The following is a 13,698-nucleotide window of genomic DNA, read 5'->3' on the forward strand; positions in this document are numbered from 1 at the left end:
TGGAAGCCTGCCTGTAAAGGTGGGCTTCTTTTTTGAAAGCAAGGGACCATTTCGCTTAAGGGGTGATTGTATGGAGTTTGCGGTTATTGGGGCAGGGGCGGTCGGCATGCTGATGGCTTGCCTGCTGAAAGATGCGGGAGCCGATGTGAAGGTTGTAGCGCACAGCAAAGAACAGGCCGATCTGATCAATGAGCAGGGAATCAAGAAAGATAGGGCGTTTTATATGGTGGAAGCGCAAACCGGCTTTGAAGGGATTCCCGAGGATGCCATCCTTTTGCTGGCTGTAAAGTACGATGCACTGGAGGAGCTGCTCGCTGCGCTGAACGTACATTGTCCGAAGAATCCGATTGTCTTTCTGCAGAATGGCATGATGCACCTCGATTACTTGAAAGGGATGCCGCAGCCGAATATCGCTGCCGGCAGTGTTGAACATGGCGTCCTCAAAACCGGGGCCAATGAAATCCGCCATACAGGGGACGGTTTGGTGAAGTTCGCATTGCTAAGGGGCGAAGAGCGGTTTTTCCTTCCCCTGCTGCAGGTTCGGGCCCTGAAGAGTGAATGGCACGATGATGCGGACTGGATGCTGTTCAGGAAAGTGCTGCTGAACAGCATCATCAACCCGTTGACTGCGTTAATGGGCATCAAGAATGGTGAACTTCTGGTGAACCCTTCAGCCTATGAATTATTGAAAGACCTCTATACGGAATTATACCGGGCATTTCCGGAAATCGAGGACCTGCTGCCGTTTGAAGAAGTGACTGCTCTATGCGCTTCTACGGCTGAAAACACTTCTTCGATGCTTAGCGACAGGCTCGAAGGCCGAAAAATGGAGCTGGATACCATCATGCTGTATACATTGCAGCGTGCGCCTGCCGAATTGCCGCTATTAAAGGCGTTCTACCATATTCTGAAATCAGCCGAGGTTTAAGCCATGGACATCCTATATGCCGCCGGAGCGCTGCTGCTTGCGGCGCCTGCACTTTTATTCATTATGATCATTCTGCTTGCAAGAAAACGATTGGGGTACCGGTCGATCGGCGTTGCTGCCGATTGGACCACCGTACTGCTGTTCTTTTCCGTTCCGTCCGCAGCGGCTGCGATCTGGGATTATGAGGCGTCGATGATCACTTATTCCGGAGCGCTGGTCATTGCCATCCTTATGCTGGTCGCCGAGTGGAAACATTCGAAAGAAATTGAAATTCCGAGGCTCACCCGCAAGACATGGCGCGTTTACTTTCTGGTCTTGAGCGTCGCCCATTTTCTCATTTGCACTGCAGGGCTTCTTTTTACATTCGATGAATTTTTCAATTCCTGAGCTTATGAAGGGGAATGCCGGCCATTTGCCGACAGCCTTTATAAGCGTATTTTTTTTCAACGGGGTCCGTGTTTGATATAGTAGATTTGAATGTAAACGAAAAAGGGGACAAATCTGCATGAAAATCACGGAACACTATATAGAACCATCGAGCAGGCTGATGGAAGACTACATAAACGGACGGCCGGAAATCCAGCAGTTCTTTTCATACAAACCGGAAGCCGGCAGCTTCAGCACACGGCTGGAAAAATTAAAAGAACATCCTGTAAGGCGCGAGGAACTCGCTGGCATCATTCGGGCCTATATGGAGCCGCGCGGTCTTTCTGAAAAAGCGCGCCAGCATTTGGCCGATTTTGAAGAAGGGGCACACGTCGTTGTCACCGGCCAGCAAGCCGGGCTTTTGACGGGGCCGCTTTATACAATCCATAAAGCCATTTCGGTGATTGTTCTGGCCAAAAAAGCTTCTGAACAATTGAACACGAAGATTGTCCCTGTCTTTTGGATTGCCGGAGAAGACCACGATTTGGCGGAAATCAGCCATTTGTACCGGGACGTCAATGGCCGGCTGGACAAACTGAACATTCCCCATACGGAGTACGGAAAAAATTCTGCCTCTACAGCTGCCCTCAACAAATCGACCATCAAATCCTATTTGACGGAGTATTTCCGGAGCATGCCAGAGACGGCCTATTCCAAAGAGCTGCATGGATTGGCTTTCGCTTTCTTGGACGAGGCGGCCACTTTCACGGACTTTTTCGCCTCATTCCTGAATCATTTTTTCCAGAAAGAAGGGCTGCTGTATATCGATGCAGCTGATCCGAGGCTTCGGCGCTACGAGTCCGCTTATTTCCAGGAGATGATTGAAAAAGCGGAAGCCATCGCACAATCGGTTTTTGAAACCGAAGCGGAATTGTCCCCTTCCTATAACACAGTGATCGGTGCAGAACAGGAGGCAGCCAACCTGTTCATCACGGTACACGGCGAACGCATTCTCCTGTCACGGGAAGGCGGGCGCTTTGTTGGGAAAGGCACCGATATTTCCTATTCACGAGAAGAATTGCTGGATATTGCTCGCACAAATCCAGAACTGCTGAGCAACAATGTTGTGACGCGCCCCTTGATGCAGGAAATGGTTTTCCCGGTCCTCGCATTTGTCGGCGGACCTGGTGAAGTGGCCTACTGGGCGGCGCTGAAAGGTGCTTTCGATGTGATGGGCATGGAGATGCCCGTGGTCATGCCGCGGCTCAACATCACTTTGGTGAACCGGCACGTCCAAAGCCTGCTTGATAAATACGGCTTGACCGTTCCGCAAGTGATCAGCGAACGCAAAGTCGCACAAATGCGCTTGGAATTGATGGATTCCATCCGCGAAAAAGAGGCAGAAGCGCTCGTCGAACGGACCAAAGAAGGGCTGGTTGCCGCGTATAAGGAAATTGAAGCGGCGTTTACGGCAATAAGTGGGGGACTCACCCCGCTTGTCGAAAAGAACCTCGGAATCCATTTGAAGCAGCTGAACTTCTTGAAAAACAAACTGGAAGATGAAGTGATTCTTCAGAACAGCACACAATTTGCGCATTTTGATCTCCTGGAAATGGAACTGTTGCCGAACGAAGGCTTACAGGAGCGCGTGTTCAGTCCGTTCCCGTATTTGAACGCGTACGGCCCAGACCTTGTCCGGCGCTTGCTGGCACTCGAAATGGACTATAACAAAAATCACAAAATCGTAAGCCTTTAAACCGGAAAAGTCTGCCTTGGCAGGCTTTTTTTTGTTTCAATAAGTTCAATTGGGATATTTTTCTGTAACATACGTGAAATATTTCAAAAACAAGTGGTGGGAAGTGGGGGATTGTGGTACATTAAAATCAATAAGTGGGGTGACGGGCATGTTCATGGGAGAATATCAACATAGCGTTGACGCAAAGGGACGTTTAATCGTGCCTGCGAAATTTCGTGAACTGCTCGGGGAAAATTTTGTGATAACCCGAGGCCTGGATCAATGCTTATTTGGCTACACGATGGAAGAATGGCGAAAGATCGAGGACAAATTGAAAGAACTGCCGGTTACTAAGAAAGATGCGCGTGCATTCACCCGTTTCTTCTTCTCGGGAGCTTCCGAAGTCGAACTCGATAAACAAGGCCGCGTAAATATACCATCCACTTTAATATCATATGCAAAACTGACAAAAGAATGCGTTATTCTCGGTGTCTCAAATAGATTTGAAATTTGGTCTAAAGATGCATGGGAAGAGTATTTCACAACATCTGAGGATTCATTCAATGATATTGCGGAGAATTTAGCGGACTTTGATTTCTAAAAACCGAAACGGGGGAAATGGATTGTTCAATCACACCACGGTTCTGCTGCACGAGACTGTTGATGGGCTGAACATTCGTCCTGACGGCATCTATGTAGATTGTACGCTCGGCGGTGCTGGCCATAGCGAGTATCTGGTGAAACAATTGTCTGATGAAGGCCATTTGTTTTGTTTTGACCAGGATATGAGCGCAATTGACCATGCGAAGGATCAGCTGAAAGACTATTTGCACAGAATCACATTCATCCATGCGAATTTTAAATTCATCAAAGAAGAACTGGAACAACGCGGAATCGAAAAAGTTGACGGCATCCTGTATGACTTGGGAGTTTCATCGCCGCAGCTGGACACGCCGGAACGCGGCTTCAGCTATCACCACGATGCCCCGCTCGACATGAGAATGGACCAGACAGCCGAATTAAGTGCTTATGAAGTTGTCAACGAATGGCCGTTCGAAGATTTGGTAAGGATTTTCTACCGCTACGGCGAAGAGAAATTCTCCAAACAGATTGCCAGAAAAATCGAGGCTGCACGCGAAAAAGCGCCGATTGAAACAACCGGCCAATTGGTGGATTGCATCAAAGACGGCATTCCGGCTTTTGCAAGGCGCAAAGGCGGACATCCGGCAAAACGGGTATTTCAGGCAATCCGCATTGCAGTAAATGATGAACTTGGCGCAGCTGAAACTTCATTGCAAGATGCCATCGACCTGTTGGCAGTCGGCGGAAGAATCAGTGTCATCACTTTCCATTCATTGGAAGATAGGCTATGCAAGACGATTTTCAAGGAAGCGTCATCATTGCCTGAGCTGCCGCATAATATGCCAGTCATTCCGGCTGGAATGGAACCGGTGCTCAAACTCGTAACAAGAAAACCCATTCTTCCATCACCAGAAGAACTTGAAGTCAACAACCGTTCGCGTTCAGCGAAACTGAGAATTGCAGAAAAACTTAGAGAAAAACAGAAAAACTAAAAGCAAATTAGAGAGAATTTTAGAGAATAGGACGTGTTCAAATGGCATTACATGCAAGGAAAGAAGCATACATACAGCAGCCGGCCGTTCCTCAAAACCCGGTCCGGGTGCCCGCAAAGAAAAAGAATCTGATCACCAAAGGCGAGAAAGTGCTTTATCTTTCTTTCTTGGCTGCTTTTGTATTATGTTCCGTGCTGGTTCTGCAAAACCAGTCGGTGATACAGGCATCTACTCAAGAGATCCAAACAATTGAACATTCAATCGATGAAAAAGTGAAACAAAATACAGATTTGTCTGTGCAAGTCAGCGAACTTTCTACATACGAGCGCATTTGGGCTAAAGCGAAAGAACAAGGCCTAAAATTAAATGAGCAAAATGTAAAGGTAGTGCCAGGGCAATGAAAAAAAAGTTTCGATTTCAATGGGGAGCCTTTCTGCTGTTTTTAGTTTTTGCAGGGCTCTTTTTCCTTTTAACGGCAAGAATTGTCACGATTCAAGCGACCGGCTCGGTAGAAGGCCAGGAACTGGCGGCCAAAGCGGCGGCGAAGTACAGCCAGGAAGAAGTGCTGTCAGCTAAGCGCGGAAAGATAATCGACCGCAACGGGGAAGTGATTGCGGAAGATACGCTGACATATAAAGTGGTCGCCGTTTTGGATGAATCCGCTACACAGAAAGCGAGCAATCCAAGACATGTTACGGATGCGGAGAAAACAGCCAAAATTCTGTCTGAGTACTTAAGTACCCCGAAAGAAAAACTTCTAAGCATATTGGAAACCGGTATGGAAAAAGACCGTTACCAAGTAGAGTTCGGAGTGGCTGGGCGCGAAATCAGCCATACGAAGATGCTCGAGATGAAGGAAGAAGAGCTTCCCGGAATCCTTTTCGTCAGGGACCTGAAGCGCTTGTACCCCAATGGTGCCTTTGCCTCCCATCTGATCGGCTTCGCACTGAAGGAAGAACAGGAAAATGGGCAGATGGTTACAAAAGGCAAAATGGGACTTGAAGCGATCCATGATGAAGTGTTAACTGGAAAGAACGGCAAAATCGAGTTCAGCACCGATAAATGGGGATTCTTGCTCCCGAATAGCGAATCGGCGGTCACAGAAGCCGTAGACGGTTCGAATGTCCAATTGACGCTGGACAAGACATTGCAGAACTTCCTTGAAGAAGCGATGACCAAAGTGCAGGAGGAATATTCGCCTGAGCGGATGATTGCAGTGATCGCCGATCCGAAAACAGGGGAGATCCTGGGGATGTCCCAGCGCCCTACCTTTGATCCGAATACCCGTGAAGGGCTTTCTGAGAATTGGCTGAACGAAAGCATCGAATTGACAATCGAACCGGGTTCGCCGATGAAAATGTTTACATTGGCCGCAGCGATTGAAGAAGGCAAGTGGGACCCGAATGCATATTATGAATCGGGTACATATAAATTCTACGACCGTACGATCGGGGACCATAACAGCAGAAGAGGGTGGGGAAGCATAACGTTCCTGGAAGGTTTCCAGCGTTCGTCAAACGTTTCCATGGCTTATCTGCTCGAAAGGCTGGGAGCGGAAAATTTCCAATCCTATGTTGACGCATTCGGTTTTGGCCAAAAAACAGGCATTGATCTGCCGAATGAAGCTCCAGGGAAGATTCTGGACAGCTCTCCAGTGGATACACTGACGCTGACTTATGGACAAGGTTCGACCGTTACGCCGATTCAAATGATCCAAGCAGCTTCTGCCATCGCCAACGGCGGCGTCATGATGAAGCCGTATATTATCGACCAGATTAAAAATCCCGATACGGGCGAAGTTACACACAAAAGCGAACCGGAAAAAGCAGGACAGCCGATTTCAGCCGAAACTGCCAACCAAGTACGCGACATCTTGGCATCGACCGTAACTTCGGAGCATGGCTCGGGCCGGCCGTTCGCTTTACAGGATTATAGCGTAGCCGGCAAAACGGGTACTGCTCAAGTCCCGGGAGAAGACGGCCGCTACATCAACCGGGGGAAAAACGGTTATCTCTACTCTTTCGTCGGCATGGCGCCTGCGGAAGATCCGGAACTGTTAATTTACATTGGGGTCCAGCAGCCAAATCTGCCGGCAAGCGAATACGGTTCTGTTCCGGTGTCCAAGATCTTCACTTCCGTCATGGAAAACGGATTGAAGTACATGAATATCGAACCTGAAAATACTAAAGAAGCCAAAACGATGACGCTTGGGGACTATTCCGGCAAATCCGCTTCCAACGTTTCGGCCCACTTGGCGAAACAAGGGATCACTGGGATAGTGACGGGCGATTCCGGGAAAGTGGTTTCACAGTACCCTGCTGCAGGGGAAACCGTAGTGGAAGGCAGCACAGTCCTCCTGAAAACAGAAGGGGCAGCTGTGCTTCCAGACTTTGCCGGATGGTCGAAAAGTGAACTTCTTGCTTACCAGTCGCTAAGCGGCATTACACTGGAACTGGCCGGCGAAGGGTTTGCGGTCGGCCAAAGCGTGACTGCGGGCTCGGAAGTGGTGCCGGCGGAACCTGTCGTCGTCCGGCTGCAGCCGCCGTCAGATCTCTTCAAAGTCCAGATGACCGATGGGATTGAAGGCATGCCGGCGGAAGAAGCCGGAGACGCGAGTGAAGAAGCGCCGGTGGAAGCACTGCCTGGCGCTGAAGAAGATATTGTCGAAGACCCTGCCGAAGAACCTTCAGAGGAAATCATCCTCGAGGAATCGGCTGAATAATTCATTGATTAAAGGAGCTCTATAATGGACGTATATTTGTTGCTTGGATTTGGACTCGGTTTTTTATTGACTGTACTGCTGATGCCGCTTTTCATTCCATTGCTTAGAAGAATGAAATTTGGCCAAAGCATACGTGAAGAAGGGCCAGAATCCCATATGAAAAAAACGGGGACGCCGACTATGGGCGGCCTCGTGTACTTAATCGCAATCATCATAACGGTGATTGCTGTCGCCTTTTTTGCAGACATGATGTCTGCCGAAGTGACAGTATTGCTGCTAGTATTAGCGGGATACGGCCTCATCGGCTTTTTGGATGACTTCATAAAAGTCGTGCTAAAGCGGAACCTAGGCCTCACTTCACTTCAGAAGCTTATCGCCCAGATCGTCATTGCCGCCATTTCGTTTTTCTTACTGAGCGGAATCGGTTTCGACACTTCACTGAAAATTCCTTTTACCGGGATTTCCGTTGAACTGGGGGCATTGTATGTAGCATTCCTGATTTTCTGGCTCGTCGGCTTTTCGAATGCCGTCAATTTGACGGATGGCCTGGACGGCCTTGTAGCAGGAACGGCATCGATCGCGTTTGCCGCATTCGGCATCATCGCGATCCACCAGGACCAGTATGGCGTCGCGTTGTTCACATTCTCGGTAGCCGGCGCACTGCTCGGCTTCCTGGTGTTCAATAAATACCCCGCAAAGGTGTTCATGGGGGATACCGGTTCGCTCGCATTAGGCGGAGCGCTGGCAATGGTGTCGGTCCTGTTGAAGCAGGAATTGCTCTTGCTGCTGGTCGGCCTTGTCTTTGTCATTGAGACCTTGTCAGTCATCCTGCAGGTTGGCAGTTTTAAAATTAGGAAGAAACGGATTTTCAAAATGAGCCCGATTCACCATCATTTTGAGTTGAGCGGCTGGTCGGAATGGAAAGTTGTGACTGTCTTTTGGGCAGTCGGTCTCCTTGCCTCCATTATCGCCGTAGCATTGGAGGTATTTTAAATGAAACAAGTTGAACAGCTTCACCATAAGAAAGTGCTGGTGATCGGCCTTGCGAAAAGCGGCTTCACCGCTGCCCGCATCCTTCACCAATTAGGGGCTTTTGTAACTGTCAATGATTCCAAGCCATTTGAAGAAAATCCGGAAGCACAGGAATTATTGAATCTGGGCGTCACCGTGATCTGCGGCCGCCATCCTGAAAATTTGATGGACGAAGGCTTTGAGCTGGTTGTAAAAAATCCGGGAATTCCGTATTCCAATATTCTGATCCAAGCAGCACTTGAAAAAGGGGTTCCGATCTGGACGGAAATCGAACTTGCGTATTTGATCAGTGAAGCTCCGTTTATCGGCATCACAGGTTCGAACGGCAAGACGACGACCACGACGCTGCTTTTCCATATGCTCAACCAGGATAAGAAAAAACCGCTGATTGCCGGCAATATCGGCACGGTGGCAAGCGGAGTGGCAGAAAAAGCTACATCCGAGAATGTGATCGTCACCGAACTTTCTTCATTCCAACTAAAGGGGACAGAAAGCTTCCGCCCGCATATCGCAATCATCACCAATCTGTATGAAGCGCATATCGATTATCACGGAACCCTCGAAGATTATAGGGGCTCCAAGATGAAAATCGCACAGAACCAGACAGCAGAAGACTTCTTCATCTACAATGCCGATCAGCCGCTGCTGGCTGCTTTTGCCGCTGAATGCACTGCCCAATTGGTGCCCTTCACGTTGAAAGGCCGGACGGAAACGAGCATCAGCGCGGATGAAGAGTTCATTTACTGGCAAGGCGAGAAGCTGATCGAACGCTCGAAAATCATGCTCGGCGGTCAGCACAATCTGGAGAATATTCTCGCAGCTACTGCCGCATCGCTTCTCTGGGGCGGAACGAAGGAAACCATTATCCGTGTCCTGACGTCCTTTACAGGAGTGAAGCACCGCTCCCAATTCGTCCTTAACTGGAATGGGCGCAAATTCTACAACGATTCAAAAGCGACGAATGCCCTTGCAACAAAAAGTGCGCTCGAGGCTTTCCCAGGGCAGGTCATCCTGCTTGCCGGAGGCTTGGAACGCAATCATTCCCTCGAAGAGCTGCGGCCGTTCATGGACCGGGTCAAAGCTCTGATCACTTTCGGTGAGACGGCAGACCGGTTTGCGGAATTCGCCCATGACTGCGGCGTAGAAGCGGTCGCCAAGGCGGGCGATATGCAGGACGCCGTTGAAAAAGCGGTCAGCCATTCTGCGGTAGGGGACACGATCCTCTTGTCGCCTGCATGTGCAAGCTGGGACCAATATGAAAGCTTTGAAATCCGCGGAGATGCATTTATCGATGCCGTCCAGCGGGTGACGGAAACAAACGACTAAACGGAAAGGAGCAGCAATTATGGAAAAAGTGATTGATATCGAAGAACGCATCCCGTCGCTCCGTGAGCGGCGGAAAAAAAGAACCAATCGCAAGTTCTTCATATTGCTGTTTGTTTTCCTGTTGCTGCTTGCCATACTGATCTACAGCCAGACGAAATACAGCAAAATCCAGGAAATCAGTGTTGGAGGCGCAAATTACTACAGTGCCGATGAATACCAGGAAGCGAGCGGCTTGGCTCCGGGGGATTCGATGTGGTCATTCAGCGAAAAGGACATTGAAGCTAAATTGTCCGGGCTGGAATGGGTGGAAAGCGCCGCGGTCGAAAAGAAATGGCTGACCGGCGTTGACGTCCGCATCAAGGAATTTGAAAAAATCGGCTATCTGGATAACGGCACGGGCTATCAGATGGTTTTGTCAACAGGCCATATCCTGGACAAGCCTGTCACTTCGATCAACGGACCGATTTTTTCTCAGTTTGAAGATCCGGAGACCTTGAAGGTGCTCGCCGCTCAGCTTGCTGAAACGGAGTCCGGTGTCTATAACTTGATTTCCCAGATCTTTTTGAATCCGGACCAGGAAGAAGCACTTCTGGTGACGCTGTATATGAACGACGGAAATGAAGTGAAAGCGACATTGAATACGCTGGCCGAGAAGCTGAACTACTATCCGTCCATCATTGCGCAGCTTGAAGACGGGCAAAAGGGTGTCATCGACATGGAAGTCGGGATATTCTTCCGTTCCTTTGCAGATGTCTACGGGCCGGAGAAGGAAGGTGGGGGAGATGAAGAAACCGAAGAAGAGTCCTAAAAAACGCTTCAGCAAGTCGATCATTTTCTCGCTGGTATTTCTCGTGCTAGGATTTATCATGTCCTATTCCTACAGCTTGTCGGAAGCCGGAAAAAAGTCCGGTGAATATACCGGCGGCGCGTTTTTCGAAGAAGAAGAGCGGTACCGGGGAGAGTTGATCAGCCAGCAGGAGCGGAACAAGGCGCTGCGTGAAGAAATTGAAAAAAAACAGGCAGCAGTGCAGGAGTTTGAGGAAACGTTTTCAGGCGGGGAAAACCTCTCAGCCCAATTGGCCGAAGAAGCGGAAGCGCTGCGCCGGTTCAACGGGGCATTGCCCGTGGAAGGGGAGGGCTTGAAAGTGACGCTCCAGGACGGCGAGTACGGTGCCGGATCCGTGAATCCGAACGATTACATTGTGCATGAAAGCCATGTGTTCCAGGTCATCAATGAGCTGTACATTTCGGGTGCCCAAGCCATATCCGTGAACGGCCAACGGATCCATGGGAATTCCTATATCGTCTGCACAGGGCCGGTCATCACGGTGGACGGCACCCAATACCCGGCGCCATTCACGATTGAAGCGATCGGCAAACCGGATGTGCTCGAATCCTCGATGGAACTAACCGGCGGGGTCATGGACCAGCTGGTCAACGATAACATTATCGTGACGCTCGATCCGGGGAAAAAAATCGAAATGCCGGCGTTGCTGACGGAATCTTAAAAGGAGGGGCCATTTGATGAAAAAGAAGATCCCTTCCCGATTTTCACTGATCCTGTTTGTTATCGGCCTGATGGCAGCGGTGCAATTCAATACCATCAATGAACCAGATTCCCGCGATACGCGGGATATTTGGGAAATCCGGCAGGAACTTTCACAAGAGAAGCAGCTTCATTCAGAATTGCTTTCGGAAATTTCCTTACTGGATGAAACCCTCGCCAAATATGGTGAGGCTGCAAGCGACAGCCCGGAACAAGCGCTGAAGGGCACCGTCGAAGAACTGCGGAAACAGGCAGGGCTCACGGAAATGACTGGACCAGGAATTGAGGTGTCAATCGAACCTTCTCCTGAAGCGGTCGCTATGGGGTTGGATATAGAAAGCATTGCACCTGACTTGCTGATCCGTTTTGTCAATGAAATCAACCGGTTCAACGGGCTTTACGTGTCGATTGATGGAAACCGGATCATCAACACCACCGCCATCCGCGATATCAATGGCCGGACGACCGTGAACACGGCTCCGCTGCAGACGCCGCCATTTACTGTCAAGATTGTATCCGGTTCGATGGAGAATACCGAAAAGCTCTACAACCATTTGATGTCCTCCACGATTTTGGATGATTTTTATGTCGCCAATTTATCGGTGGTGATCTCGGACCCGGTCGAGGAGCTGACGGTGGAGGCCTACGAAAAGGAAATCGATTATAAAGGGCTGCAGAAAGGGGAGGGGAGTTAACAATGTGGTTATCAATATTGGGATTGGCGCTCGGCATTTCTCTTGGATTGCTGACGGATATCCAAATTCCTCCTGAATATGCGGACTATTTGTCGATTGCCGTCCTGGCCGCTCTTGATACTTTATTCGGGGGGATAAGGGCCCATTTACAACAGGTGTATGATGATAAGGTGTTCGTATCCGGATTTTTCTTTAATATTGCACTTGCCGCCGGCCTCGCTTTTCTTGGTGTACACATCGGGGTCGACCTGTACCTCGCCGCAATATTCGCTTTCGGAGTCCGGCTGTTCCAGAATATCGCGGTGATCCGCCGTATTCTCCTGACAAAATGGGCTGAGAAAAAAGAAGTCGGGGAGTCACATGGGTGAATTGAAGGAAAATTTGCTAAGATGCACTGTTTTACTTAGACAAGGTGCACAATTTACAATAGAATGTAAGATAGAAGTTTACTAAGGAGGTGCCACGAATTGAGTCAATCAGAATTATACGTAAGCCTAGACATCGGTTCGTCATCCGTTAAAGTATTAATCGGAGAAATGGCTAACAAATCATTGCATGTAATCGGTGTCGGAAATGTGAAATCAAGCGGAATTAAAAAAGGTGCGATTGTTGATATAGATGCTACAGTTCAAACCATAAAAAAAGCGGTTGACCAAGCAGAGCGCATGATCGGCAAACAGATCCACGAAGTTGTCCTGGGAATCCCAGCGAACAAAGCGATGCTCCAGCCGGTCAAAGGCGTCGTGGCCGTCAACAGCGAAAACCGGGAAATTACAGATGACGATCTTGACCGCGTATTGGAAGCGGCCCAAGTGATGTCGATTCCGCCGGAACGCGAAATCGTCAACATCATTCCTGAACAATATATCGTCGACCACCTGGATGAAATCAAAGATCCGCGGGGGATGATTGGGATTCGCCTCGAAATGGATGGTACAATGGTGACGACGTCAAAAACGATTCTCCACAATGTACTACGATGCGTGGAACGTGCTGGCTTGTCTATCCGTGAAATCTATATGCAGCCGCTGGTTGCCGGATATTATGCATTGACAGAAGATGAAAAGAACCACGGCACGGCGTGCATCGACATCGGCGGCGGATCAACTTCGATCGCAGTGTTCCAAAACGGCCACTTGACCGCTTCATCCGTGATTCCCGTCGGCGGAGACCATGTCACGAAAGATCTGTCGATCGTCTTGAAGACGCCGACTGAACAAGCTGAAAAAATCAAGCTTGAGTACGGGCATGCTTTCTATGACGATGCGTCAGAGGATGAATTGTTCGAAGTTCCGGTCATCGGGTCGGATACGAAAGAGCAGTACAGCCAAAAATACATATCTGAAATAATCGGGGTTCGCCTGGAAGAACTTTTCGAATTGATTTTGGATGAATTATACCGCCTCAATGTCCAGGACCTTCCAGGAGGCGTCGTTTTGACAGGCGGCATGGCGAAACTTGAAGGCTTGCCGGAATTGGCGCGCCACATCCTGCAGACGCGTGTCCGCATCTTCGTGCCGGAATTCATCGGTGTGCGTGAACCGCAGTACACGACTGCAGTAGGGTTGATCCAGTACGCTTACATGGAAGATATGTTCTATGGCCGTCTTGGTTCAAGCTATGCTCTGGCCGACTCTCCGAAAATCGAGCAGCATGAGCAACAGCCTAAAAAGCAGCCGAAACAGAATTCTGAGGGAGTCGTAACAAAAGCCAAGAAGATGTTTGACAGATTCTTTGAATAAAATGATTAATTGCATCTTGCTTAAACTAAAGC

At 49.3% G+C, this 13,698-nt stretch carries 14 protein-coding genes; all 14 read left to right on the forward strand.

Annotated features, from left to right (window positions below):
• The first annotated feature begins 70 nt into the window (after positions 1-70).
• Positions 71-928, forward strand: a complete 858-nt coding sequence (locus tag ACTL32_RS03105; RefSeq protein WP_441340099.1) for a ketopantoate reductase family protein — start codon at positions 71-73, stop codon at positions 926-928.
• A gap of 3 nt (positions 929-931) precedes the next feature.
• Entirely contained in the window at positions 932-1,315 is a 384-nt protein-coding gene (locus ACTL32_RS03110) for a DUF3397 family protein (protein ID WP_441340100.1), read from the forward strand.
• Between the two features lie 118 nt (positions 1,316-1,433).
• On the forward strand, positions 1,434-3,050 hold the full coding sequence (bshC, locus tag ACTL32_RS03115; protein ID WP_441340101.1) for a bacillithiol biosynthesis cysteine-adding enzyme BshC: 1,617 nt from the start codon (positions 1,434-1,436) through the stop codon (positions 3,048-3,050).
• A 148-nt stretch (positions 3,051-3,198) separates the two neighbouring features.
• A complete protein-coding gene (mraZ, locus tag ACTL32_RS03120) occupies positions 3,199-3,630 on the forward strand; it encodes a division/cell wall cluster transcriptional repressor MraZ (RefSeq protein WP_204892703.1) in 432 nt (143 codons plus the stop codon).
• Between the two features lie 22 nt (positions 3,631-3,652).
• Complete coding sequence (gene rsmH, locus ACTL32_RS03125; RefSeq protein ID WP_441340102.1) at positions 3,653-4,603, forward strand: 16S rRNA (cytosine(1402)-N(4))-methyltransferase RsmH; 951 nt, start codon at positions 3,653-3,655, stop codon at positions 4,601-4,603.
• Positions 4,604-4,644: 41 nt separating this feature from the next.
• Positions 4,645-5,004 carry a cell division protein FtsL gene (gene ftsL, locus ACTL32_RS03130; protein ID WP_441340103.1) on the forward strand — a complete coding sequence of 120 codons (360 nt, stop codon included), beginning with the start codon at positions 4,645-4,647 and terminating at the stop codon, positions 5,002-5,004.
• Positions 5,001-7,325: a penicillin-binding transpeptidase domain-containing protein gene (locus tag ACTL32_RS03135; RefSeq protein ID WP_441340104.1), complete on the forward strand. Its 2,325-nt coding sequence runs from the start codon at positions 5,001-5,003 to the stop codon at positions 7,323-7,325. Before ftsL ends, ACTL32_RS03135 begins: the two co-directional genes overlap by 4 nt.
• 24 nt (positions 7,326-7,349) lie before the next feature.
• A complete protein-coding gene (gene mraY / locus ACTL32_RS03140; protein WP_441340105.1) occupies positions 7,350-8,318 on the forward strand; it encodes a phospho-N-acetylmuramoyl-pentapeptide-transferase in 969 nt (322 codons plus the stop codon).
• Positions 8,319-9,683, forward strand: a complete 1,365-nt coding sequence (murD, locus tag ACTL32_RS03145; RefSeq protein WP_441340106.1) for a UDP-N-acetylmuramoyl-L-alanine--D-glutamate ligase — start codon at positions 8,319-8,321, stop codon at positions 9,681-9,683.
• A gap of 19 nt (positions 9,684-9,702) precedes the next feature.
• Positions 9,703-10,491, forward strand: coding sequence for a cell division protein FtsQ/DivIB (locus ACTL32_RS03150; protein WP_441340107.1), 789 nt, complete (start codon positions 9,703-9,705; stop codon positions 10,489-10,491).
• The gene (locus ACTL32_RS03155; RefSeq protein WP_441340108.1) at positions 10,466-11,191 is read left to right on the forward strand and encodes a DUF881 domain-containing protein; all 726 of its coding nucleotides are present in this window, start codon (positions 10,466-10,468) and stop codon (positions 11,189-11,191) included. The genes ACTL32_RS03150 and ACTL32_RS03155 overlap by 26 nt, the downstream gene beginning before the upstream one ends.
• Positions 11,192-11,207: 16 nt before the next feature.
• Positions 11,208-11,924, forward strand: coding sequence for a DUF881 domain-containing protein (locus ACTL32_RS03160; RefSeq protein ID WP_441340109.1), 717 nt, complete (start codon positions 11,208-11,210; stop codon positions 11,922-11,924).
• 2 nt (positions 11,925-11,926) lie between these two features.
• On the forward strand, positions 11,927-12,292 hold the full coding sequence (locus ACTL32_RS03165; protein WP_204892570.1) for a small basic family protein: 366 nt from the start codon (positions 11,927-11,929) through the stop codon (positions 12,290-12,292).
• Between the two features lie 99 nt (positions 12,293-12,391).
• Entirely contained in the window at positions 12,392-13,666 is a 1,275-nt protein-coding gene (gene ftsA, locus ACTL32_RS03170) for a cell division protein FtsA (protein WP_204892569.1), read from the forward strand.
• Positions 13,667-13,698 lie beyond the last annotated feature (32 nt).

This window comes from Planococcus sp. FY231025 (assembly GCF_052078085.1).
Lineage (GTDB): Bacteria > Bacillota > Bacilli > Bacillales_A > Planococcaceae > Planococcus.

Coding starts and splice junctions, on each gene's coding strand:
- bshC (WP_441340101.1), top strand. CDS start 1,434: ATGAAAATCACGGAACACTATATAGAACCATCGAGCAGGCTGATGGAA.
- mraY (WP_441340105.1), top strand. CDS start 7,350: ATGGACGTATATTTGTTGCTTGGATTTGGACTCGGTTTTTTATTGACT.
- murD (WP_441340106.1), top strand. CDS start 8,319: ATGAAACAAGTTGAACAGCTTCACCATAAGAAAGTGCTGGTGATCGGC.
- ACTL32_RS03165 (WP_204892570.1), top strand. CDS start 11,927: ATGTGGTTATCAATATTGGGATTGGCGCTCGGCATTTCTCTTGGATTG.
- ACTL32_RS03110 (WP_441340100.1), top strand. CDS start 932: ATGGACATCCTATATGCCGCCGGAGCGCTGCTGCTTGCGGCGCCTGCA.
- ACTL32_RS03160 (WP_441340109.1), top strand. CDS start 11,208: ATGAAAAAGAAGATCCCTTCCCGATTTTCACTGATCCTGTTTGTTATC.
- ACTL32_RS03150 (WP_441340107.1), top strand. CDS start 9,703: ATGGAAAAAGTGATTGATATCGAAGAACGCATCCCGTCGCTCCGTGAG.
- ACTL32_RS03105 (WP_441340099.1), top strand. CDS start 71: ATGGAGTTTGCGGTTATTGGGGCAGGGGCGGTCGGCATGCTGATGGCT.
- ftsL (WP_441340103.1), top strand. CDS start 4,645: ATGGCATTACATGCAAGGAAAGAAGCATACATACAGCAGCCGGCCGTT.
- ACTL32_RS03135 (WP_441340104.1), top strand. CDS start 5,001: ATGAAAAAAAAGTTTCGATTTCAATGGGGAGCCTTTCTGCTGTTTTTA.
- mraZ (WP_204892703.1), top strand. CDS start 3,199: ATGTTCATGGGAGAATATCAACATAGCGTTGACGCAAAGGGACGTTTA.
- ACTL32_RS03155 (WP_441340108.1), top strand. CDS start 10,466: ATGAAGAAACCGAAGAAGAGTCCTAAAAAACGCTTCAGCAAGTCGATC.